Annotated in this window: 18 protein-coding genes and 1 pseudogene; 12 read left to right on the top strand and 7 right to left on the bottom strand. The window is 67.4% G+C overall.

The genetic code is table 11. The features are described 5' to 3' along the window. Window positions 1–1,386, top strand: a 1,386-nt coding sequence (locus tag AC07YR_RS22235) for a glycoside hydrolase family 32 protein (RefSeq protein WP_494735290.1), incomplete at its 5' end; no start/stop codon positions are given. A gap of 97 nt (window positions 1,387–1,483) precedes the next feature. On the opposite strand, the gene AC07YR_RS22240 is transcribed toward AC07YR_RS22235, so the two are convergent. Further along, on the bottom strand, window positions 1,484–2,614 hold the full coding sequence (locus AC07YR_RS22240; protein WP_494735291.1) for a LacI family DNA-binding transcriptional regulator: 1,131 nt from the start codon (window positions 2,612–2,614) through the stop codon (window positions 1,484–1,486). 265 nt (window positions 2,615–2,879) lie between these two features. Here AC07YR_RS22240 and menD point away from each other — a divergent pair, with 265 nt between their 5' ends. Both menD and AC07YR_RS22250 read left to right on the top strand, forming a co-directional pair. Further along, window positions 2,880–4,679 (top strand): 2-succinyl-5-enolpyruvyl-6-hydroxy-3-cyclohexene-1-carboxylic-acid synthase, encoded by a 1,800-nt coding sequence (gene menD, locus AC07YR_RS22245; protein ID WP_494735292.1) that lies wholly within the window; start codon window positions 2,880–2,882, stop codon window positions 4,677–4,679. 179 nt (window positions 4,680–4,858) lie between these two features. Next, window positions 4,859–5,833: a type IV toxin-antitoxin system AbiEi family antitoxin domain-containing protein gene (locus tag AC07YR_RS22250; protein ID WP_494735293.1), complete on the top strand. Its 975-nt coding sequence runs from the start codon at window positions 4,859–4,861 to the stop codon at window positions 5,831–5,833. Window positions 5,834–6,015: 182 nt separating this feature from the next. Here the strand turns inward: AC07YR_RS22250 and AC07YR_RS22255 are convergent, their stop codons facing one another. The 4 genes from AC07YR_RS22255 to AC07YR_RS22270 form a co-directional block, all read right to left on the bottom strand. Next, complete coding sequence (locus AC07YR_RS22255; RefSeq protein WP_436058344.1) at window positions 6,016–6,828, bottom strand: amino acid ABC transporter ATP-binding protein; 813 nt, start codon at window positions 6,826–6,828, stop codon at window positions 6,016–6,018. A gap of 11 nt (window positions 6,829–6,839) precedes the next feature. Next, window positions 6,840–7,631: an amino acid ABC transporter permease gene (locus tag AC07YR_RS22260; protein ID WP_055802677.1), complete on the bottom strand. Its 792-nt coding sequence runs from the start codon at window positions 7,629–7,631 to the stop codon at window positions 6,840–6,842. A gap of 94 nt (window positions 7,632–7,725) precedes the next feature. Next, window positions 7,726–8,529 carry an ABC transporter substrate-binding protein gene (locus tag AC07YR_RS22265; protein ID WP_055802675.1) on the bottom strand — a complete coding sequence of 268 codons (804 nt, stop codon included), beginning with the start codon at window positions 8,527–8,529 and terminating at the stop codon, window positions 7,726–7,728. Between the two features lie 187 nt (window positions 8,530–8,716). After that, window positions 8,717–10,150, bottom strand: coding sequence for an isochorismate synthase (locus tag AC07YR_RS22270; RefSeq protein WP_494735294.1), 1,434 nt, complete (start codon window positions 10,148–10,150; stop codon window positions 8,717–8,719). 131 nt (window positions 10,151–10,281) lie between these two features. On the opposite strand from AC07YR_RS22270, the gene AC07YR_RS22275 reads away from it, so the two are divergent. The 4 genes from AC07YR_RS22275 to AC07YR_RS22290 all read left to right on the top strand — a co-directional run bounded on the left by AC07YR_RS22275 (window position 10,282) and on the right by AC07YR_RS22290 (window position 14,761). Continuing rightward, window positions 10,282–11,055: a demethylmenaquinone methyltransferase gene (locus AC07YR_RS22275; protein WP_436059350.1), complete on the top strand. Its 774-nt coding sequence runs from the start codon at window positions 10,282–10,284 to the stop codon at window positions 11,053–11,055. An 11-nt stretch (window positions 11,056–11,066) separates the two neighbouring features. Then, window positions 11,067–12,401, top strand: coding sequence for a geranylgeranyl reductase family protein (locus AC07YR_RS22280; RefSeq protein ID WP_156372408.1), 1,335 nt, complete (start codon window positions 11,067–11,069; stop codon window positions 12,399–12,401). 9 nt (window positions 12,402–12,410) lie between these two features. Further along, window positions 12,411–13,514 (top strand): polyprenyl synthetase family protein, encoded by a 1,104-nt coding sequence (locus AC07YR_RS22285; RefSeq protein ID WP_055802669.1) that lies wholly within the window; start codon window positions 12,411–12,413, stop codon window positions 13,512–13,514. Between the two features lie 407 nt (window positions 13,515–13,921). Then, the gene (locus AC07YR_RS22290; RefSeq protein ID WP_494735295.1) at window positions 13,922–14,761 is read left to right on the top strand and encodes an endonuclease domain-containing protein; all 840 of its coding nucleotides are present in this window, start codon (window positions 13,922–13,924) and stop codon (window positions 14,759–14,761) included. 137 nt (window positions 14,762–14,898) lie between these two features. Here the strand turns inward: AC07YR_RS22290 and AC07YR_RS22295 are convergent, their stop codons facing one another. Together AC07YR_RS22295 and AC07YR_RS22300 are read right to left on the bottom strand one after the other, a co-directional pair. After that, a complete protein-coding gene (locus AC07YR_RS22295) occupies window positions 14,899–15,324 on the bottom strand; it encodes a hypothetical protein (protein WP_055802665.1) in 426 nt (141 codons plus the stop codon). A 14-nt stretch (window positions 15,325–15,338) separates the two neighbouring features. Then, window positions 15,339–16,010, bottom strand: a complete 672-nt coding sequence (locus tag AC07YR_RS22300) for a trimeric intracellular cation channel family protein (protein WP_436058340.1) — start codon at window positions 16,008–16,010, stop codon at window positions 15,339–15,341. 61 nt (window positions 16,011–16,071) lie between these two features. Between AC07YR_RS22300 and AC07YR_RS22305 the strand changes: the two are divergent. The 5 genes and pseudogenes from AC07YR_RS22305 to AC07YR_RS22325 all read left to right on the top strand — a co-directional run bounded on the left by AC07YR_RS22305 (window position 16,072) and on the right by AC07YR_RS22325 (window position 21,822). After that, window positions 16,072–16,854, top strand: a pseudogene (locus AC07YR_RS22305) (sirohydrochlorin chelatase). A gap of 54 nt (window positions 16,855–16,908) precedes the next feature. After that, window positions 16,909–18,654 (top strand): nitrite/sulfite reductase, encoded by a 1,746-nt coding sequence (locus AC07YR_RS22310; protein ID WP_055802657.1) that lies wholly within the window; start codon window positions 16,909–16,911, stop codon window positions 18,652–18,654. Continuing rightward, the gene (locus AC07YR_RS22315; RefSeq protein WP_494735296.1) at window positions 18,651–19,430 is read left to right on the top strand and encodes a phosphoadenylyl-sulfate reductase; all 780 of its coding nucleotides are present in this window, start codon (window positions 18,651–18,653) and stop codon (window positions 19,428–19,430) included. The genes AC07YR_RS22310 and AC07YR_RS22315 overlap by 4 nt, the downstream gene beginning before the upstream one ends. Beyond that, a complete protein-coding gene (gene cysD / locus AC07YR_RS22320) occupies window positions 19,427–20,401 on the top strand; it encodes a sulfate adenylyltransferase subunit CysD (protein ID WP_494735297.1) in 975 nt (324 codons plus the stop codon). Before AC07YR_RS22315 ends, cysD begins: the two co-directional genes overlap by 4 nt. Then, entirely contained in the window at window positions 20,401–21,822 is a 1,422-nt protein-coding gene (locus AC07YR_RS22325; RefSeq protein WP_494735298.1) for a sulfate adenylyltransferase subunit 1, read from the top strand. Before cysD ends, AC07YR_RS22325 begins: the two co-directional genes overlap by 1 nt. The last annotated feature ends 51 nt before the right edge of the window (window positions 21,823–21,873 follow it).

Below are 21,873 nucleotides of genomic sequence, written 5' to 3' on the forward strand. Positions count from 1 at the left end.
GACCCCGCGTTCCCGCACTTCCACCCGCGCCCCGCCCGGGGCTGGATCAACGACCCCAACGGCATCAGCTTCATCAACGGCCGCTACCACGTGTTCTTCCAGTACAACCCGGACTCCGCCCGGCACCACAAAATCGCCTGGGGCCACGTGAGCTCCGCGGACCTGGTGCGCTGGGAGGAACACCCGGTGGCGCTGCGCCCGCAGCACGGCGGGCCGGATGAGTACGGCTGCTGGACCGGTGTGGTGACGGACGACGGCGGTGTTCCCACCGCCGCTTACTCGGGCGTCCGCGGCGACGGCGGCCACTCGCAGGTTGTCATCGCCCGCGGCTCGGAGGACCTGGTCCACTGGGAGCAGACGGGCCACGTGGCGGCCTCGATGCCCGACGATGAACAGGTCACTGCGGTGCGTGACCCGTTCATCTTCCGGTTCAACGGAAGGCGGTACGCCATGCAGGGTGCCGGGCTCGCCGACGGGCACGCCGCGCTACTGCTGTACACGGTCGAGGACATGTCCGACTGGAAGTACCAAGGCATCTGGCTGACCTCGGAGAACCCGGTGGCCGCCGAGTCCACGCCGGCCGAGATCTGGGAATGCCCCCAGCTGGTGCGGGTGCCGGATGCGTCCGTGGATTCCTCCGGCGGCGCAGGCGATTCCGGAACCTGGCTGATGATGTTTTCGCTCTGGCTTTCGGGTGACGCGCACGAACACGCCAACGGCGTGGGCCATCTGGTCGGTTCGCTGACCGAGGACCCGGCCACCGGACTGCCGGTGTTCACGCCGCGCGGCGGCGGCAAGTCCGACCTCGGGCGCGACTTCTATGCGCCCCAGATCGTGGCGCTCGAAGACAGGGCCCTGCTGTGGGGCTGGGCCAACGAGGGACCGGGCCGCGACGGCCGCCGCGGCCGCAGCCAGGACGAAATCGACGCCGCCGGCTGGGCCGGTGTCCTGACATTTCCGCGTGAGCTGTCGGTGGTCGACGGTGCCCTTGCTGTCAGCCCCGCTCCGGAAATCGACGCCTACCGTGGGGCGATGACGGCCAGCCACGCAGCCGGATCCGTTGTGCTGCCTGCTTTTGCCGAGGTCTTAGTGACAGGCCGGACTGGTTCGGGCGGCGGGGACGGTTCCGGCGGTGGCGGGGACACCGCCGTCGAACTCCTGCTCGTGGGGGACGGCAGCCGGCAGACAGTGTTCAGCGGAACCATCGAACCGGGGGAGGAGCTGCGGGTCTTCGTGGATGCCTCGCTGGTGGAGGTCTACCGGGCGGCTTCCGTGGCCACGACGCTGCGGGCCTACCCGGCTGCGGGGGAGCAGTGGCAGCTGCAGCTTCCGTCCGGTGCCACGGCGGACGTCTGGGAACTGGAGCAGCCCTCGGGGCAGGGCTGACGAGTCCCTCGCGGCTAAACCGGCCGGGCCTTAGCGCCCGGCCGGGTCTTAGTGCCCGGCCGGGACGGGCAAGGCGGGGGTCAGCGCCCGGCTGGCCTTAGCGCCCGGCCGGGACCGGCCCGGTGGAATCCCGGACCACCAGGCGGCAGGGAACCATCGTCTGGGAGCTGGTCGTATGCTCAGTGCCGGTAGCGGCACCGGCGCTGGCGCCGGCACCGGCACCGGCGCTGGCGCCCGGGCCGCCATCGTCGTCCTTTCCGTTCGGAACCGCTTCCACCTCTGTGAGCAGCGCCGTCATGGCCGCTTCGCCCATTTCCCGGAGCGGAAGGGCCATGGTGCTGAGCGCCGGGACCATGGTTTTGGCGACGCGGAATTCGTCGTCGTAGCCCATGACGGACACGTCCTCCGGAACGCTCAGCCCCAGCCGGTAGCAGGCCAGCACGACGCCGATTGCCAGGCGGTCGTTAGCGCACAGGATCGCGGTGGGGCGGTCGAATGGTTCCACGCCGTCGAGGAGTTTCATGGCGCCGTGGAATCCGGCGTCAATATCCCAGCCCACCTGGATGACCCGGTCCTCGTTGACAGCCATGCCCGCGACCTTGAAAGCATCGCGGTAGCCGTCGATCCGCCGCGGCGCCGCAGGGGTCAGGGAGTCGCCGGCCAGGAAGGCGATGTCCCGGTGGCCGAGCGACATCACGTGCTCGGCGGCTTCGCGTCCGCCGCGGACCTCGTCGGGAATCACGGCCGGAAGCCCTGCCTCGGGGCGGTCGTCGAAGCAGTTGGCCAGGATCGACGGGACCCGGGCCATGTTCGGCGGGACGTGCAGCGGACGCAGGCCCACCGTCACATACATCAGCCCGTCCACCTGCCGATCCAGCAGCGTTTCCACGGCGCTTTCGTCCCGGGACTCGTCCAGCTCCGTGTCCATCACCACAGTGACAAAGCCGTGCGACCGTGCCACCGCGTCCGCACCGGCGATGATGTTGCCGTCGAACGGGCTGGTGACGACCTGGTCCGACACGATGCCGATGACGCGCGACTGCTGGTTGCGCAGGCTCAGGGCGATCTTGTTCGGCGAGTAGTTGAGGGCAGCCGCCGCTTCCCGGATGCGCTGCTGGCTTTCGAGGGCAACGTTGCCGTCGCCCCGCCCGTTGAGCACGAGCGACACAGCGCTGCGCGAGACACCCGCCAGCTTGGCGACGTCCAGTGCGGTGGCCTTGCGGTTCATGGGCTGATCCTCCGGGTGGGAAACACTGCTTTGCTGCAGTTTACCTAACTCGTGTGAGCTGGTGTGCGGCTTGCGATCCTCTCTCACTTCCTGCCGGCTTTTTGGCGACGCTCTCTCACTTCCTGCCGGCTTTTTGGCGACGCTCTCTCACTTCCTGCGCGCCTTTTGGCGACGCTCTCTCACTGCGTTGAAGGAAGTGAGAGAGCGTCGGGGTGAGGCCGGCAGGAAGTGAGAGAGCGTCCGGGGTTGGTGGCAGACTGGTTTGGTGACTTCTGAGAACCCGCTGGACCCGCTCGATGCCTACACCGCCGCCGAGGATGCCCCCCTCTCCGAAGGCGAGCCCGCAGGCACCCCAACTGAATCGGCAGTAGGCACCCTCACCGCGATCGAGGCCGCCCGGGTGGCTGTCAAAACCCTGCTCGACGGCGGCGTGCGGTACGTGGTGGTCTCGCCCGGTTCGCGGTCGGCACCCATGGCCTACGCGCTCGCCGAGGCCGACGCCTCCGGCCGCGTGGAACTCCTGGTCAGGATTGACGAGCGCTCGGCCGGGTTCACCGGCCTTGGCCTGGCCTTGTCCACGGGAGCGCCGGTTGCGGTGCTCACAACGTCGGGCACCGCCGTCGGGAACCTCATGCCGGCCGTGATGGAAGCCAACCACGCCGCCGTTCCGCTGGTGGTGCTCTCCGCCGACCGGCCCGACGAACTGCGGGGGACCGGTGCCAACCAGACCACGGACCAACTGGACCTCTTCGGCGAACACGTCCGGTTCGCCGTCGACGTCCCCGCCGGCACCGACCCGCAGCGCGCCGTGGAGACCGCCCTCAGCGCAGCCACCGGCGCCTTTGAGGACACCCCGCCGGGACCCGTGCAGCTGAACCTTGCCTTCCGCGATCCGCTGGTCCCGGGGGCCGGCGACCACCTGCCGGAAGCAGCCGGTCCCGGAATCTGGCAGATCGGCCGCGGCCCGGAGCCGCTCACCCTCACGCCCGCTGACGCCGGGCTCGAGGAACGCCGCACCGTGGTGCTCGCCGGGCACGACGCCGGACCGGTCGCCGAAGCCTTCGCCCGCGCGCACGGCCTGCCGCTGCTGGCCGAGCCGTCCTCCAACTCGCGGTTCGGACCCAACGCCGTGGGCCCCTACCGGCTGCTGCTGGAACACTTCGGCCCGGAGGCCGCGCAGCCAATCGAGCGCGTCGTCCTGTTCGGCAGGCCCACCCTGTCGCGGCCAGTGGCGCAGCTGCTGGCCCGTGCCGATGTCCCCTCTGCCCTCTACCAGCCCGTTCCCGTGGCCTGGTATGAGCCGGGCCGCCGCACCGAGCTCCCGTTGGACAACCTCAGCGACCTCGCCGATTTCTCCGGCCGCGGCTCCGCGGCATGGCTCGACACATGGCTTCTGGCCGGTGCCGCCGCCCAGCATGCACTCGACCGGGCGCTGGCCGACGAGCCGTCCGCCACAGGACCAACGGTGGGCGCACTGGTGTGGAAGCACGCGCGCGGGCAGCTGATGCTGGGCTCCTCCAACGGCATCCGCGATGTGGACCTCGCCGGTCAGCCCACCCCCGAGCCGCAGGCCACTGTCTTCGCCAACCGCGGCCTCGCCGGGATCGACGGCACCATCTCCACTGCCACGGGCATCGCGTGGGGCGGCCGGCAGGAAACCACCCTGCTGGTGGGCGACGTCACCTTCCTGCACGACGCCGGCGGCCTCCTCCTGGGCTTCGCCGAAAACGACCCCCTGCTGCGCATCGTGGTCCTGAACGACGCCGGCGGGGCCATCTTCAACCTCCTGGAGCACGGCGCTGTGCAGGAATCCGGTGCGTACGGGAACGCCGTTGAACGGCTCTTCGGCACCCCGCACAGAGTGAACATCGCGGCACTCGCCGCAGCGTACGGCGTCGAACATTGCTCGGTAAGTACGACGGCGGAACTCGCCGAAGCGCTTACCGCGCCGCGGCAGGGCCGCAGCATTATTGAGGTCCGCACGGACCGGCAGGGCCTCCGGGAGCTGCACGGCCGGATCAAGGCCGCAGTGGGAGACGCAGTGCGGGGTGTGCTGGCTCCATAGCCCGCGACGCGTTTCCGGCCTGGCGACGCGCAAATGGATCTGCGACGCGCAAATGTGCTCCCGCGCCCTGCATAACCCGCGCGCCGGGACACCTGCGCGTCGAAAAGGTGCCACGAGGGTTCTCCACATACGAGCACACGTCCCTGGTGCCTGCGGCATGTTCCTGACAGCTTGAACCCATGCCGGACCTTCCGACCCTCCTCCTTGCCCGTGACTGCGGGCTGCACGGGCTTACTGCCAAGGACCTGGCTAAGAGGGTGCGCTCCGGCGCCCTGGTGAGGATCCGCCATGGTGTGTACACGGACGGGGCAGCCTGGCGGGAGCTGAAAGACTGGCAAAAGTACCGGCTGCAGATCCGCGCGGCGGGTGAGATGTTCGAAAAGCCCACCATTTTTGCCAGGCATTCCGCGGCAAGTGTGTGGGGAGTTCCCACCATTGGCGCCGTGCACTCTGTTCAGGCATTGGCACTGACGAACGACGGCGGGAGGTCGCGGGCGGGGGTCAGGCGCCACTTCGCGGCACCGTCCGGCTTGGAAGTAGTACGGCGGGACGGGCTGCTGGTCACGTCCCGGGTCCGCACAGTCCTGGATCTGGCTGCGTTCACCCCGTTCGCCGAGACTGTGGTCCCGCTGGATCATGTACTTCGGCCGGACGCTGCCGCACAGCTGCCAGCCCTTAGCAAAGACGAGCTCAGGGCGGGAATCGGATCAATCTATAGCGCGGCCAGACAGCGCAGGATCCACGCGGCGCTGGACTTCGCTGATGCCCGGGCCGGTTCCGCGGGGGAGTCCTACAGCCGATCGCTCCTTCACCTTGCAGGATTTGAAGTGCCGGTCCTCCAGCAGGAACTTCGGGATGAGCAGGGTTTGATTGGTTACACCGACTTCTATTGGAAGCGCGCCAACGTGGTTGGTGAGTTTGACGGCGAGGAGAAGTACCTCAAACCGGAGTATCTCAGGGGGCGCACGCCGTCCCAGATCGTGGTCGAAGAAAAGTACCGCGAGGACCGGATCCGCGCCATCGGGTTCACCGTGGTCCGGTGGGTGTGGGCCGATCTGATGCAGCCGGGCCGGCTGGAACGCAAGCTGGCGGCGGCCGGGGTGCCCCGCCGTCGTGCCCGTTCAGCCGCTTTCGACGCGCAAAAGGTCCCGTGACGCGCAAATGCCCTGGCGCACCCGGAATTCCAGGTGCGCCAGGGCATTTGCGCGTCGAAAGGCACAGGCCGCGTCGAAACCGGCCCGGGGCCGACGCGAAGCCGAACCGGGGCCGACGCGAAGCCGAACCGGGGCCGGCCCGAAGCCGGCCCGAAACCGGCCCGAAACCGCGGCCGAAGAGCCTACTTCGAGATGTCGATGTGGGTCGGGTCCAGCACGCGCTTCAGGAATTCCTTGGTGCGGGACTGCGTGGGGGCGCTAATGACCTGCTCGGCCACGCCTTCCTCCACGACGACGCCGCCGTCCATGAACACCACGCGGTCGGCCACTTCGCGGGCGAAGCCCATCTCGTGCGTCACCACCAGCATGGTCATGCCCTCCTTGGCCAGGTTCCGCATGACGGACAGGACGTCGCCCACCGTCTCCGGGTCCAGGGCAGAGGTGGGCTCATCGAACAGCATGAGTTCGGGGTCCATGCTCAGCGCGCGGGCAATGGCCACGCGCTGCTGCTGGCCGCCGGAGAGCTGGTCCGGGAATCGGTCGGCCAGATGGCCCAGGCCTACGCGTTCCAGGTTGGCGTGTGCCACTTTGTCCGCCTCGGCCTGCCCGCGCTTGAGCACCTTGGTCTGCGCGATGGTGCAGTTCTGCAGGGCGTTCAGGTGCGGGAACAGGTTGAACTGCTGGAATACCATGCCCACCTTGCGGCGCATCTTGTCGATGTCCACGTCCGGGTCGGTGGCCTCGAAGCCGCCCACATGGATGGTGCCCTCGTTGGGCTGCTCAAGGAGGTTCACGCAGCGCAGGAGGGTGGACTTGCCGGAGCCGGACGGGCCGATCAGGCAGACAACCTCGCCGGGGGCAACGTCCAGGCTGATGCCCTTGAGGACTTCGTTGGAGCCGTAGGACTTGCGGAGGTCCTTGAGGGAGACTCCGGCGGCTTTCACGGCGGCACCGCGGGTGCCCGCGTTGCCTGAGGGATGTACGACGTCGTTCATGACTGTCCTGCCTATCGCTTCGTCCGCGCGGAGCGGCTTTCGAACTTCCGGGCCAAGAGGCTCAGCGGGATGGTGATCACCAGGTAGAAGGCGCCGGCCACGAGGAGCGGGGTGAGCCCTGCGCCGAGGCTGGAGATGCCATCGCGGCCGAACTTGGTGAGCTCGTACTGCGAAGCGGTGAGGCCCAGCACGTAGATCAGCGAGGAATCCTTGGTCAGGAGGATGACCTCGTTGGTCAGCGGCGGCAGCACGATCCGGAATGCCTGCGGGATCACGATGGACACCATGGCCCGCCACTGCGGCATGCCTAGCGACCGGGCGGCTTCGAGCTGTCCCTTGGGCACGGCCTGCAGGCCGGCGCGGAGGGTTTCTGCGATGTAGGCCGCGGCCACCATGCCAAGCGAAATCATCACCACGATGGTCACGTTCCACTGCACGCCGAACGCGAGCGGAACGCCGTAACCGAAGGCGATGAACACCAGCAGCGCGGGGATGCCGCGGAAGAACTCGATGTAGCCGGTGGCGATCCAGCGGTAGAGCGGAAAGCTGGAGAGCTTCATGAGGGCCAGCAGCAGGCCGCCGGACAGGCCCACGATGAAGCCCAGGGCCGTGTAGATCAGGGTGTTCTTGAGGCCCGACAGGAAGATGTCCGGGAACATCGGGCCGATCTTGCCGAAGTTGAAGACGCTGGTGCCGATGGTCTTCCAGTCCGTGGCCAGAATCAGCGCGGCCACAGCCACAACGAAGATTCCGGCCTGGACGTACAGGCTGACTTTGGCTCGTTGACGTGCGGTCATTGCCATGGTGTTCTCACATTCGTTTTGCGCAGTTGAGGCCCCGTACGGACTCTCGTCCAGCGGTACGGGGCCTCAACTGCGTCGGTCTCAGGCCGGGGTGCTACTTGGCGGCTTCGCCGAACCAGGTGGTCTCGTACTTCTTCAGGGAGCCGTCGTCGGTCAGGCGCTTGAGGGTGGAGTTGACCTGGTCAGCCATGGCGGTGTTGCCCTTCTTGATGGCGATGCCCAGCTTCTCGCCCGTGGCGTAGTTCTCCACGCGCTTGTACTTGGAGTCATCCTTGATGGCGTAGCCAAGCACGGACTGGTTGCCCAGGGCGGCGTCGATGGTACCGGCCTTGAGTGCCTGGACCAGGAGTCCGGTGTCTTCAAACTGCTGCGCGTCGAGGCCCTTGTCCTTGGCGTACTGGGCGCCGGTGGTGGCCTGCTGCACGCCCACCTTCTTGCCTTTGGCGCCGTCGATGTTCGTGATACCTGAAGCCTCAGTGGCCACCAGGGTCAGATCGTCGTTGAGGTACGGGTCGGAGAAGTCCATGACGGCCTTGCGGGTGTCCGTGATGGAGACCGAGGAGATCGAGACGTCACAGCCGGTCAGGGCAGTACCCGTTTCAATGGCTTCGAAGGAGCTGTCCACGACGCTGAGCTCGGCCTTCAGGTCCTTGGCGACCTCGGCGGCGATGTCCATGTCGAAGCCGACGATCTTGCCGTCCTTCTGGAATTCGAACGGCTCGTAGGGAACGTCGGAGCAGACGGTCAGCTTGCCGGCGTTGATGAGCTGGACGCCGCCCGCGGACGACGCAGCGGGGGTGGAGCTGCCGCCGCAGGCCGTGAGGGAGAGGGCGCCGACGGCGAGGATTGCGGCTGCTTTGGCGGCCAGCTTTGCCGTGGCGGAGGACATGGGCTGCATAGTTTCTTACCTTTTGTTGCAGGGGTATGCGTGACTAAAACGGCTTATAGTGTATCGCCGAATAAGAGATGTGCATCACAGAAAACTTAGTTTCACTATTGGATAACTAATACCGAGGCTAGCGCAAGACCCCACGCCGCAGCATTGTCTGTAATCCCGGACTTCGGCCGAGGCCCTCCCCATGGCTCTAGCTCTTGATGCCCAGCGACTCGAGCATCGGCCGGAACTTGGCCCAGGTCTCCGCGAGCTCGGCCTCGGGATGGGAGCCTTCCACGATGCCGCAGCCGGCGTAGAGCCGCACGGTGTCCGGCGCCTCGACGACGGCGCCGCGCAGCGCGATGCCCCATTCGCCGTTCCCCGCCGCATCCAGCCAGCCCACCGGACCGGCGTACGGTCCGCGATCCATGTGCTCCAGCTTGCGGATCAGCGCCCCGGCCACAGTGGTGGGGGTTCCGCAGACCGCCGCCGTGGGGTGCAGCGCGTTGATGAGGGCGAGGCAGGTGGGCACGTGTCCCTCCACCTCGGTCAGCTCGGCTTTCACATCCGAGGCCAGGTGCCACACGTTGGGCAGCTCCAGGATGAACGGTTCGCTGTGCGCGTTCATCGCCTCGGAAAACGGCGCCAGCTGCGTGGTGAGCGACTGGATCGCGATCTCGTGTTCGTGCCGCTGTTTCTCGGACCCGGCCAGCACGCGCTCGGCGAATTCCAGCGGCGAGCCGTCCATTCCCTCGGCGTCGCGCCGGTCCAGGGTCCCGGCAAGAACCCGGGCCTGCGCCGTGCGTCCCTCCACCTGGATCAGCATTTCCGGGGTTGAACCCACCAGGCCGTCGACGCCGTAGGTCCAGCATTCGCGGTACCTGACGGCAAGCTGGCGGAGGATCTCGGCGGCATTCACGCCTTCGGGAATTGTGGCCACAATGTCCCGCGCCAGCACCAGTTTCTCCAGCTTGCCGGTGCGGATCTCGGCGACGCCGGCCGTCACTGCCGCCATCCAGTCATGCTCGCTGAGCGATCCGGTTTCAAGTTTAGGTACGACGTCGGCGCCCAGGTTCGCGGCACTGCCGCCGCCGGGACGGTCGCCGGACGCGGAACTGCCGGCCGGGGGGAGCCCGACGGCGGCAGTCAGGTCCTCGGGTCCGTCGCCCGGAGCGTCAAGCGGGTCGGCGTCGAGCGGGTCGGCGTCAAGCCAGCGCTCCAGGGCGGCGAGGGCGCCCGCTTCGGTGAGTTCGCCGTCGTCGAACGTTAACTGGGTGAGCCAGGCGCGGCCGTCCCGGACCCCCACCACGACTTCGGGAACAATCAGCCGGGAGCGGTGCGTGGACACCTTGGAGAACGCGAAGGAGCCGAAGGCCACGGGACCGGTGCCGGGGCAGTCCACGGAGTCGGTGACGTCCGCCTCGAGGACCAGGTGCCGCCACCAGATGTCGGCCTCGAGGAAACGCTCGGGCCCGGTGGCAGTGAAGCGGGCGATTTCGCCGAAGCCCACCAGCCCGGCTTCGCGGCGGGTCCAGCAGAGGACGTCGTCCCGTACCAGAAATGACGGCAGCCCCCCGGAGAATGATCTTCCATCCAGGGGGACTGTCAGTGTCTTAATAGTGCCGGTGCGGCGCGTGCTCGTCATGATGAGATAACAGTACTCCCGAGTGTGGCCGGCACCCTGTTGAGCCCCGCCGCCGCGCTGCCCGGGCAGCCGCCGCCGCGCTGCCGGGGCCCCGGTTCGTGGGTCCGCCCAACATTTGAGACAATGTCATGGTGAACCGAGCATCCTTGGATAAGCGTCCGGACGAAGTAGCCACGATGTTTGACGACGTCGCCCCCAAATACGACGTCGTGAACGATGTCCTGTCCATGGGACAGACGCGCCGCTGGCGCCGGGTAGTCGTCGAAGCGATGGATGTGAAGGTGGGCCAGCGCGTGCTGGACCTCGCCGCCGGAACAGGCACCTCCAGCGAGCCCTACGCGGACGCGGGGATCGACGTCATCGCCTGCGACTTCTCCCTGGGAATGCTCAAAGTGGGCAAACGCCGCCGCCCCGACATTGACTTCATCGCCGGTGACGCCACCCGCCTGCCGTTCGCTGACAACAGCTTCGACGCCACCACCATCTCCTTCGGTCTGCGCAACGTCAACGAGCCCAAGAAGGCCCTGGCGGAAATGCTGCGCGTCACCAAGCCCGGCGGCAAGCTGGTCATCGCCGAGTTCTCCCAGCCCGTGATTCCCCTGTGGCGCACCATGTACACCGAATACCTGATGCGCGCGCTGCCCGCCATCGCCGTGAAGGTCTCCTCCAACCCGGACGCGTACGTCTATCTGGCCGAGTCCATCCGCGCCTGGCCGGACCAGGACCACCTGGCCGGCTGGCTGCAGGAATCCGGCTGGGAAAAGGTCACCTACCGCAACCTCAGCGGCGGCATCGTGGCCGTGCACCGCGCGCACAAGCCACTGTCCGGCAGTGCCTCGGCCATCGCCAACCACACCGGCCCCGTGGCCAAGCTCCGCCGCAACATCACCCGGCCCGCGGGCTAGCCGAACCTGCCGTGAACGTACTGATCGTCGGCGCCGGCCCCGCAGGGTCCACAGCCGCCTACTACCTCGCCAAGGCCGGCATCCCCGTCACGGTGCTGGAGAAAACCAGGTTCCCGCGCGAGAAGGTCTGCGGTGACGGGCTCACTCCCCGCGCCGTCCGCGAGATCCAGAAGCTCGGCCTCCCGCACTCCGAGGAGGCCGGCTGGCGCCGCAACAAGGGCCTTCGGCTGATCGCCGGCGGCCGCACCATTGAGCTGCCCTGGCCGGAAGTCTCCGACTTCCCCACATATGGCCTGATCCGCACCCGCCTGGGCTTCGACGAGGAACTGGCCCGCCATGCCCAGGCTGCCGGGGCCACCATCCTCGAAGGGCACAGCGTCACCGAAGCCCTGCGCGCGCCGGACGGCCGAGTCATCGGCGCCCGCGCGGCCCTCCTTGACGAGTCCGGACGCAAGACGGGCGAGACGCGCGACTTCCATGCCGACGTCGTACTGGCAGCAGACGGAAACTCGTCCCGAACCGCCGTGTCCACGGGCATCCAGAAGCGCGACGACCGCCCGCTCGGCGTCGCCGTGCGCACCTACTTCACCAGCCCGCGCCACGACGACGACTGGATGGAAGGCTGGCTGGAGCTCCCCGGCCGGGACGGCGGACTCCTCCCCGGCTACGGCTGGGTGTTCGGCGTGGGCGACGGCACCTCCAACGTGGGCCTGGGCATCCTGAACTCCTCCGCGGAATTCGGCAAGCTCGACTACAAACAGGTCCTGCGCGAATGGACAGCCGGCATGCCCGCCGAATGGGGCTTCACGCCGGAAAACCAGGTGGGCGAGATCCGCGGCGCCGCCCTGCCCATGGGCTTCAACCGCACCCCGCACTACTATCCCGGCCTGCTGCTCCTGGGCGACGCCGGCGGCATGGTGTCCCCGTTCAACGGCGAGGGCATCTCCTACGCGATGGAATCCGCCCGCTTTGCGGCCGAATATGTCATCGACGCCAGCACCTGGCAGAGCCGCTACGCCAAGTGGACACACGACGACGCCGACCTCCACTTCAAGGGGTACGCGGACTATGTGCGCGGCCAGTGGGGGAGCCACTTCACCCTGGGCCGCGCGTTCGCCTCGGTGATCGGCAAGCCGTCGGTGATGAAGCTCGCGCTCCGGACGGGCATGCCGCTGCCCGCCCTCATGAAGTTCGTAGTCCGGCTGATGGCCAACGTCACGGATGAATCAGCCAAGGGATTCGAGGACAGGGTGATCAGGCTCCTGGAGGCCCTGGTGCCTGCCACGTCCAACACCACCCTGTCCCCGTCCAGCTACACCTCCGCGGTTTCCGCAACAAAAAGTTAGGGTTAACCCGTGACGAACTCTGCCAAGCACAGCTGGACCCACGCCGGACACGGCCTGCCGGACGCCAGGGAGCCCGAGCCCAGCACCACCGCCATCGCCACCGGGCTCCAGCTGCCCGCCGGTTTTGCCGCCATCGCGGAAGACCCGGAGCTGGGCCCCGCCCTCACCACCAACCTTGCCCGGGTGGAAAAGAAGCTCCGCGAGGCCATTGCCAACTCCGATCCGCTGGCTGACGCGACGTCGCGCCACCTGGTGGAAGCCGGCGGCAAGCGCATCCGCCCGCTGCTGGCCCTGCTCTGCGCCCACCTCGGTGACGCCTCGCGCCCGGCCGTGGTGCAGGCTGCCGTGGTGGTCGAGCTGACGCACCTGGCCACCCTGTACCACGACGACGTGATGGACTCGGCCCCGTTCCGCCGCGGCGCGCCCACCGCCCACGAGGTCTGGGGAAACTCCGTGGCCGTCCTCACCGGCGACTTGATTTTTGCCCGCGCGTCCATCCTGGTGTCCGAGCTCGGCTCGCGCGCGCTGGGAATCCAGGCCCGCACCTTCGAACGGCTGTGCCTGGGCCAGCTGCACGAGACCGTGGGCCCCCGCCCCGACGAGGACCCCGTGGAGCACTACCTGTCCGTCATCGCGGACAAGACCGGCTCCCTGGTGGCTGCCTCCGGCCAGCTCGGCGCCATCTTCTCCGGTGCCGACGAAGCCTACGAGCCGCTGCTGGTGGAGTACGGCGAGAAGATCGGTGTGGCCTTCCAGCTGGCCGACGACGTCATCGATGTCACCGGCATCAAGGTCAAGTCCGGCAAGTCCCCGGGCACGGACCTGCGCGAAGGCGTGCCCACGCTGCCGGTCCTGCTCCTGCGCAACGCCGCCGCCGAAGGTGACCAGTCCGCCGTCGAACTTTTGAAGCTGATCGACGGCGACCTTTCCTCGGATGAGGCACTCGCTGCCGCCGTGGCCGGCCTGCGGGACCACCGGGTTACTGCGGAATCGTGGGTTGTGGCGCGCGCCTGGGCCGATGAAGCCATCGCCGCGCTGGCGCCGCTGCCTGAAGGGGTGGTCAAGTCCTCGCTCACCAGCTTCGCCCTGGCAGTGGTGGACCGCGCGAGCTAATACCCGCTGGCCCCACTAAGGCCTCCAGGGCTCCCGGCCTCAAAACGGTATGGCCCCGGTTCTCTGCAGCAATACGAGTCATACGCTGCGTCGAACCGGGGCCATTTCTCCGTTCGCATCAGATCCACCGGAGGCATTTAGTGGATCCGTGAATAAGTCTATGACAGCTTTGTCACGAATGCGAGCCGGTGTGTTAATCGGCGTGTCACAGTTCTTTGGCTGAACCTGGCTGAACATGGCTGCTCCCGTTGTGACCCTGTATCGCTGACTTCCTCGACCACAGCGCCCACGCCACGGCGTGTTGCAGGCCATTGGTGTCGAAACCGGGTCGGCACGGCGGCTGTAGGTTGTCCACATAGCCTCGCCGCGGGATGTTGCAGCCTGAATGCCGGACCCACGCTGGCTTGATGGACCTCCTCACATTTCTGCGGCTTCGGGGTGGTGCGGCCAAACGAAGTCAGCTGGTGGCCTCCGGCTTCCAGCGGGTGGAGCTTGAGGCCGCGGTGGCAACGGGCCTGCTGTTCCGTCCGTTGCGGGGCGTCTACTCGATAGCAACCGCGGACGACGGCGTTGTGGCCGCGTTTCGGTCAAACGGACTGCTCACGTGTATCTCGGCCGCCGCCCATTACAACCTCTGGACGCTGCACCCGGCACAGGCATTTCACCTGAGCTGCGGGAACGGAGTCCCCAAGCCGGGTGTGGTGGATCATTCACCCTGCACCCACCCCAAGCATCCGTTGCTACCGGTGGCCGGACTCGCTGACGTGCTGCTGCATGCCCTGCGGTGCCTGCCCGAGTTGGATGCGTTGGTGATGGTGCAATGCGCCGCCCAGCGCGGGGACATCACGGGCGAGTTCCTTCTTAAGAAGCTGCCGGGGAAACGAAACGGCAGGGCACGGGCCGTGCTGGGTCTCCTGATTCCCAGGGCGGACTCACTGCTGGAAATATTGGCCCACACGCATTTTGTCCGTGCGGGCCTCAATGTTCGCATGCATGTTGAACTGCCCGGCGTCGGTGAAGTCGACTGCCTCGTGGACGATTGGCTGGTGGTGGAACTCGACGGAGCGTCCCATTTTGAACCTCGACAGATCAAGAAGGACAATCGCCGGAGCAGGTCCAGCATCCTGGGCGGCCGGCTGACCCTCCGCTACTACTACGACGACGTGGTGCACAATCCCCAAGCCATGGTGGAGGAGATCCGCGCCATACTGCGCCTTCACGCCGATGGCGGGTTCGCGCCATGGTGAGCCGCCACGCCGTCGTGACCTGTTTTACCGCTGCCTGTGGCCAGACACGCCGGCCGCATGGCGCGTCGCCGGGTTTCGGGCTTGAAACAGGGTCACGACGGCAGGGTGACTCCACCGTAGCGGCGGAACCAGGGACCCTAGTCCTCTTCGCCCTCGAACGCCCACTCGAACATGTCGAACACGAACTCGGAGAACGTGCCTTCTTCGCTCTTCCACTGGCCGCGGGCGTTGTTGCGGCGGTACACGATGGGGTCCGGGACGCCGAGGTCGCCCACGCGGAAACCCCAAGTGAACTGTTCTTCCTCGTCCTCAAGGAACATGAGGAAGCCTTCGTCATCAACTTCGAGTTCCTCGGGGTCCCAGAAGTAGTGGTAGGCCTCCATGAGGTCCTCGCAGCCGCCTACTGCCTGGTAGAACTCCCGCAGGACCAAGGGGACCTGGAACTGGTGCTCGGACAGGGCCTCGTCGAGCTCTTCGGGGGACAGCCCGTCCTCTTCCTGCCATTCGTCTTCGAGATACTTCGGAACAAGCGCGCGGAACTTCTCGAGGAACATGTCAGTCATGGTTCTTATCCTAGCTAATCGCGGCCGCCCTTTTCCGCCGTCCCCAGCCCCAGCCGGTGCCACCCCCGGACGGCCAGCGGAACGTACCAGGAACGGCGCCAGGCCGTCACCCGGAAGGCGAATACGACGGCGGCGACGGCGCCGGCCGTGAGGGCGTTGAATGAACCCGAAACCCACAGGATGGTGGTGAGCGCTGCCCCGGTGAACGCGGGGAGCGCATAGAGGTCCTTGGGGTCGAAGAGCTGGGGCACCTCATTGGCAGTGATGTCGCGCAGGAGGCCGCCGCCCACCGCCGTCGTGACCCCCAGCAGCACCGCCGCCACCGGGTTCATCCCGGCGGAGAGTGCCTTCAGCGTGCCGGTGATGCAGAACAGTGCCAGCCCGCCGGCGTCGAACAGGATGAGCAGCGACGTGTAGCGCTGGACGCTGGAAAACAGGAAGTACACCAGCACAGTGGCCAGCAGCGGGGGAGCCAGGTACGCCGGGTTGGTGAACGCCGCGGGAGGGCCGCTGTTGAGGATGATGTCGCGGATGACGCCGCCGCCCAGGGACACCAGGGAGGCGAGCAGCAGGGACCCGAGGATGTCGAACTGCTTCCGCGCCGCCAGCAGGGATCCGGAGACCGCGAAGAAGAAGACGCCGGCCAGATCCAGCCATACCTGAACGGCGTCGAATGAGATGGTCAATGGGCGTCCCGGTCAGTGTGGAAGGGGCGGATGGGGCTGCTCCAACGTTACGCTAGCCCCTATGAATAGCCCCATCATGATCGCCTGTGCCCACGGAACGTCCAGCCCGCTGGGCGGCGCCGAGGTCAACGGCCTCCGTGCCGACATCAGCTCGCTGCGCCCCGGCCTGGATGTCCGGGAAGCCTATGTGGATGTCCAGGACCCGGACCTGGTGGACGTCATGGCCGGGCTGCCGGAGGGAGAAGCAGCCGTCATCGTGCCGCTGCTGCTCAGCGTGGGCTTCCACACCAAGGTGGACATCGCGAAGGCGGCGCGCAGCAGGGAAGGTTCCAGTGCCTCGGAGCCGCTCGGCCCGGACCCCCGGCTGGCGGAGATCCTCGACCAGCGGCTGCGGGAAGCAGGGGCCACCGAGCACGACGCCGTGGTGCTGGCGGCCGCCGGATCCACCAACCCCAAAGCCTCGGTCAGCGTCGAGGAGCTCGCCGAACACCTCCGGGCTCTGCGGGGCAACAGGATTGTTCCCGCCTACGGTGCGGCCGCCAAACCGTCAGTGCCCGACGCCGTCGCCTCCCTCCGTGCCGAATACCCCGGCGGCGAGGGGCAGGGACGGGTGATCATCGCGTCCTACCTGCTGGCCCACGGCTTCTTCCACGACCAGCTGGCCAAGGCCGAAGCGGACATCGTCACGGAGCCGCTGCTGCCGTCCCGGCTCATGGCTCAGATCGCGCTGGACCGTTATGACGCCGCCGTCGCAGCGGGTGCTTAAAAGCCCCCGGACCATGCACAGGCCCCGGGCTACTTCAAGGCTTCCCGGCGATTCATGACGAAATATTTCCCTAGGTGACCTCGCGTTTCTGACCCTTTGTGACGGCTTTCCGGTGGGACCTACAGTCGATGCATGACTGATACAGCTCTAGCCGGAGCGTCCGCGGACTCCGCTGCCGCCAAGCGACCCGCACGCGCCAACCGACCGGCAGCGAAGCCGCACGGCCAGTGGAAGGTGGACGGCACCACGCCGCTCAACGCCAACGAAACCTGGAAGCAGGAGGACGACGGCCTTAACGTCCGCGAGCGTATCGAGTCCATCTATTCCAAGGACGGCTTCGACTCCATTCCGGGCCAGGACCTGCACGGCCGCTTCCGCTGGTGGGGCCTCTACACGCAGCGCAAGCCCGGGATCGACGGCGGCAAGACCGCCACACTGGAGCCGCACGAGCTCGAGGACAAGTACTTCATGCTCCGCGTCAGGATCGACGGCGGTGCACTCACCACCGAGCAGCTGCGCGTCATCGGCCAGATCTCCGTCGACTTCGCCCGGGACTCCGCGGACCTCACCGACCGCCAGAACATCCAGCTGCACTGGATCCGCGTGGAGGACATCCCCGAGATCTGGCGCCGCCTCGAAAGTAACGGCCTGTCCACCACCGAAGCCTGCGGCGACGTTCCCCGCGTCATCCTCGGCTCGCCCGTGGCCGGCATCGCCAAGGACGAGATCATCGACCCCACCCCGCTCATCGCCGAGCTGGGGGAGCGGTTCATCGGCAACCCGCTGCTGTCCAACCTGCCGCGCAAGTACAAGACCGCCATCACCGGCCACCCCAGCCAGGACGTGGTGCACGAGATCAACGACTTCGCCCTCGTGGGCGTCAAGCACCCCGAACTCGGCATCGGCTACGACCTCTGGGCCGGCGGCGCGCTGTCCACCAACCCCATGCTGGGCAAGCGCCTCGGCGCGTTCGTCACGCCCGAGCAGGCTGCCGACGTGTGGCTCGGCGTCACCAGCATCTTCCGCGACTACGGCTACCGCCGCATGCGCACCAAGGCGCGCCTGAAGTTCCTGATGGCCGACTGGGGTCCGGAAAAGTTCCGCCAGATCCTCGAGGACGAATACCTCGGCTACAAGCTGGCTGACGGCCCCGCCGCCCCCAAGCCCTCCACACCGGGCGACCACGTGGGCGTGCACGAACAGAAGGACGGCAAGTTCTTCATCGGCGCCACCCCCATTGCCGGCCGGCTCTCCGGCGCGCAGCTGGTGAAGCTCGCGGACACGCTCGAAGCCCGCGGCTCCTACCGACTGCGCACCACCCCGCACCAGAAGCTCGTGGTGCTGGACGTGCCCAAGGACGAGGTTGAACCGCTGGTGGCCGAGCTCGACGCCCTGGGCCTCTCCGCCCGGCCGTCCGTGTTCCGCCGCGGCACCATCGCCTGCACCGGCATCGAATACTGCAAGCTGGCCATCGTGGAAACCAAGATGACCGCCGCCACCGCTGTGGCCGAGCTGGAACGCCGCCTCGCGGACCTCGCCGAGAGCGGCCAGCTGCCCCACGCCCTGTCCCTGCACATCAACGGCTGCCCCAACTCCTGCGCCCGCATCCAGACCGCGGACATCGGGCTCAAGGGCATGATGCTGCCAACGCCCGACGGCGATCCCACCCCCGGCTTCCAGGTCCACCTGGGCGGCGGGCTGGCTTCCTCCACCCGTGAAGAGGCCGGCCTCGGACGCACCGTCCGCGGCCTGAAGGTCTACGTCGAGGACCTGCCCGACTACGTCGAGCGCGTCGTCCGTAAGTTCGTGGCCGAGCACACCGAAGGCCAGACCTTCGCCGAGTGGGCCCACGCAGCAGATGAGGAGGACCTGCAATGAGCAAGCACGCACTTGGAGTAGACCCGGTGGTTGAGCCCGCCGAAACTCCGGCCTCGACAAGCTCGACCGCCGGAACCCTCCGCTCCCACGACGAGCTCAAAGCACTGGCCGAGGCCGGCGCTGCCGAGCTCGGCTGGGACGCTCCGGCCCGCGACGTCATCGCCTGGGTTGCCCGGAACTTCGACCTGCCCGCCGTCGCCGTGGCCTGCTCCATGGCCGACGCCGTGCTGCCTGCACTGGTCGCCGACCAGCTTCCCGGCGTCGACGTACTGTTCCTGGAGACCGGCTACCACTTCCCGGAAACCTACGCCACGCGCGACGAGGTTGCCGCAAACCTCCGCGTCAATGTGGTGGATGTCCTCCCGGAGAACACCGTCGAGCAGCAGGACCGACTCCTCGGCAAGGACCTCTTTGCACGGGACGCCGCCCAGTGCTGCGCCCTCCGCAAGGTGGCCCCGCTGCGCCGCACGCTCGCCGGCTACGAACTGTGGTTCACCGGCGTGCGCCGCGACGAAGCCCCCACCCGCACCAACACCCCGCTGATCACCTGGGACGAAACCAACGGCCTGGTCAAGGTCAACCCGGTGGCAGCGTGGAGCTTCGACCAGCTGGTGCAGTACTCCGACGACAACCTCCTTCCCGTCAACCCGCTGCTTTCACAGGGCTACCCGTCCATTGGCTGCCAGCCCTGCACCCGCAAGGTAGCGCCCGGCGATGACCCCCGCGCCGGCCGCTGGGCAGGAACCGACAAGACAGAATGCGGACTACACGTATGAGCAACTTCCCAACTTCCGTGGCCGTCGACCCCGATGCCACTCCCGGGGCGGCATCTGCCGCTCCGGCTCTGGAGTCACGTCGCCTTTCCTCGCTGGACACCCTCGAGTCCGAGGCCATCCACATCATCCGCGAGGTAGTGGCCGAGTTCGAGAAGCCTGCGCTGCTGTTCTCCGGCGGCAAGGACTCCGTGGTCATGCTGCACCTCGCCACCAAGGCGTTCTGGCCGGGCAAGGTTCCCTTCCCCGTGCTGCACGTGGACACCGGACACAACTTTCCCGAGGTCATCGACTTCCGCGACCGCACTGTTGAGCGCCTTGGCCTGAAGCTGGTTGTCGGCTCGGTCCAGGAATTCATCGATTCAGGCGAACTGGCCGAGCGTGCCGACGGAACCCGCAACCCGCTGCAGACCGTCCCGCTGCTGGACGCGATCCAGCGCAACAAGTTCGACGCCGTCTTCGGTGGCGGCCGCCGCGACGAGGACAAGGCCCGCGCCAAGGAGCGCATCCTGAGCCTCCGCGACGAATTCGGCCAGTGGGACCCGCGCAACCAGCGTCCCGAGCTGTGGAACCTGTACAACGGCCGCCACACCGTGGGCCAGCACGTGCGCGCGTTCCCCATCAGCAACTGGACCGAGCTGGATGTGTGGCGCTACATCGAGCGCGAAAACATCGAGCTGCCCGGCCTGTACTACGCCCATGACCGCGAGGTCTTTGCCCGCGACGGCATGTGGCGCGCCGTGGGCGAAGTGTCCCAGCCGCGCCCCGATGAGGAAGTCATCACCAAAACCGTCCGTTACCGGACCGTGGGCGACATGTCCTGCACCGGCGCTGTTGAGTCAGCCGCCGCCACGGTGCGCGACGTCGTCATTGAAGTTGCCGCCTCCACCATCACCGAACGTGGCGCCACCCGTGCGGATGACCGCATCTCCGAGGCCGCCATGGAAGACCGCAAGAAGGATGGCTATTTCTAATGAGCACCGAAATCGATACAGCCCGCGCGGCTGCCCTTCTTGACGAGGCACCGCTCGCGCACGCTTCGCTGTTCCGCTTCGCTACCGCCGGATCGGTCGACGACGGCAAGTCCACCTTGGTGGGCCGCCTTCTGCACGACTCCAAGGCAATCCTGGCCGACCAGCTCGACGCCGTTGCCCGCACGTCCGCAGACCGCGGCTTCGGGGGCTCGGCAGGCGGCATCGACCTGGCACTGCTGACCGACGGCCTCCGCGCCGAGCGCGAGCAGGGCATCACCATCGACGTCGCCTACCGCTACTTCGCCACGGACCGCCGCAGCTTCATCCTGGCCGACTGCCCCGGGCACGTGCAGTACACCAAGAACACGGTGACCGGCGCGTCCACCGCGGATGCCGTCGTCGTACTCATCGACGCCCGCAAGGGTGTCCTGGAGCAGACCCGCCGTCACTTGTCCGTGCTGCAGCTGCTGCGCGTGGCCCATGTGATTGTGGCCGTGAACAAGATCGACCTGGTGGACTTCAGCGAGTCCGTGTTCCGCGAGATCGAAGCCGACGTGCAGCAGGTGGGCCGCGAGCTGGGCCTCGGTTCCGATGGGATCACCGACCTGCTGGTGGTTCCGGTGTCCGCGCTCAACGGCGACAACGTGGTGGAGCGCTCGGAGCGCACCCCCTGGTACACCGGGCCGGCGCTGCTCGAGGTGCTCGAGACCCTGCCCGCCGCCGACGAACTGGAAAGCCACCTGGAGAGCTTCCGCTTCCCCGTGCAGCTGGTCATCCGGCCGCAGGGGGCACTGGCTCCCGACGCGGTTGCCGGCGGACTCGACGTCGAGGCTTACCGCGACTACCGCGCGTACGCCGGGCAGATCACTGAAGGCTCGGTGAAGGTGGGCGACAAGGTCAGCGTACTGACCCCCGGCCAGGACCCGCGCACCACCACGGTGACGGGCATCGACTTCGCGGGCGCCGAGCTCACCGAAGCGGTTGCGCCGCAGTCCGTGGCGCTGCGCCTGGCAGACGAGTTCGACGTCGCCCGCGGTGACACCATCGCCGCCGCAGGCACCGTCCGCGAAGCCTCGGCAGACCTCTACGCCGCGCTGTGCTGGCTGTCCCCGAAGCCGCTCCGCGAAGGCGCCAAGGTGCTGGTCAAGCACGGCACCCGGACCGTGCAGGCCCTGGTCCGCAGCGTCAGCGGCAAACTGGACCTCGCCACCTTCAAACTTGAGGGCGCGTCCAGCCTGGAACTCAACGACATCGGCCACGCGCAGCTCCGGCTCGCCGCCCCGCTGCCGCTGGAAAACTACCTTCACCACCGCCGCACCGGTGCTTTCCTGGTGATTGATCCGCTGGACGGCAACACCCTGGCCGCCGGCCTGGTCAATGACCACCCGGGCGACCACGAGGATGAGCGCTACTCGATCTGATTCCTGCAGCACGAAACAGCGGCTTGTTCGCCAAACCTGACCCTCGAGGAC

This window comes from Arthrobacter sp. GW460-12-1-14-TSB2 (genome assembly GCF_059423525.1).

What these genes read in the sequence shown, in the direction of transcription:
- AC07YR_RS22255 (WP_436058344.1), bottom strand. Translation starts at nt 6,828, where the DNA reads ATGAACGACGTCGTACATCCCTCAGGCAACGCGGGCACCCGCGGTGCC.
- cysD (WP_494735297.1), top strand. Translation starts at nt 19,427, where the DNA reads ATGAGCAACTTCCCAACTTCCGTGGCCGTCGACCCCGATGCCACTCCC.
- AC07YR_RS22310 (WP_055802657.1), top strand. Translation starts at nt 16,909, where the DNA reads ATGACTGATACAGCTCTAGCCGGAGCGTCCGCGGACTCCGCTGCCGCC.
- AC07YR_RS22265 (WP_055802675.1), bottom strand. Translation starts at nt 8,529, where the DNA reads ATGCAGCCCATGTCCTCCGCCACGGCAAAGCTGGCCGCCAAAGCAGCC.
- AC07YR_RS22315 (WP_494735296.1), top strand. Translation starts at nt 18,651, where the DNA reads ATGAGCAAGCACGCACTTGGAGTAGACCCGGTGGTTGAGCCCGCCGAA.
- AC07YR_RS22250 (WP_494735293.1), top strand. Translation starts at nt 4,859, where the DNA reads ATGCCGGACCTTCCGACCCTCCTCCTTGCCCGTGACTGCGGGCTGCAC.
- AC07YR_RS22290 (WP_494735295.1), top strand. Translation starts at nt 13,922, where the DNA reads ATGGACCTCCTCACATTTCTGCGGCTTCGGGGTGGTGCGGCCAAACGA.
- AC07YR_RS22240 (WP_494735291.1), bottom strand. Translation starts at nt 2,614, where the DNA reads ATGAACCGCAAGGCCACCGCACTGGACGTCGCCAAGCTGGCGGGTGTC.
- AC07YR_RS22270 (WP_494735294.1), bottom strand. Translation starts at nt 10,150, where the DNA reads ATGACGAGCACGCGCCGCACCGGCACTATTAAGACACTGACAGTCCCC.
- AC07YR_RS22295 (WP_055802665.1), bottom strand. Translation starts at nt 15,324, where the DNA reads ATGACTGACATGTTCCTCGAGAAGTTCCGCGCGCTTGTTCCGAAGTAT.
- AC07YR_RS22325 (WP_494735298.1), top strand. Translation starts at nt 20,401, where the DNA reads ATGAGCACCGAAATCGATACAGCCCGCGCGGCTGCCCTTCTTGACGAG.
- AC07YR_RS22260 (WP_055802677.1), bottom strand. Translation starts at nt 7,631, where the DNA reads ATGGCAATGACCGCACGTCAACGAGCCAAAGTCAGCCTGTACGTCCAG.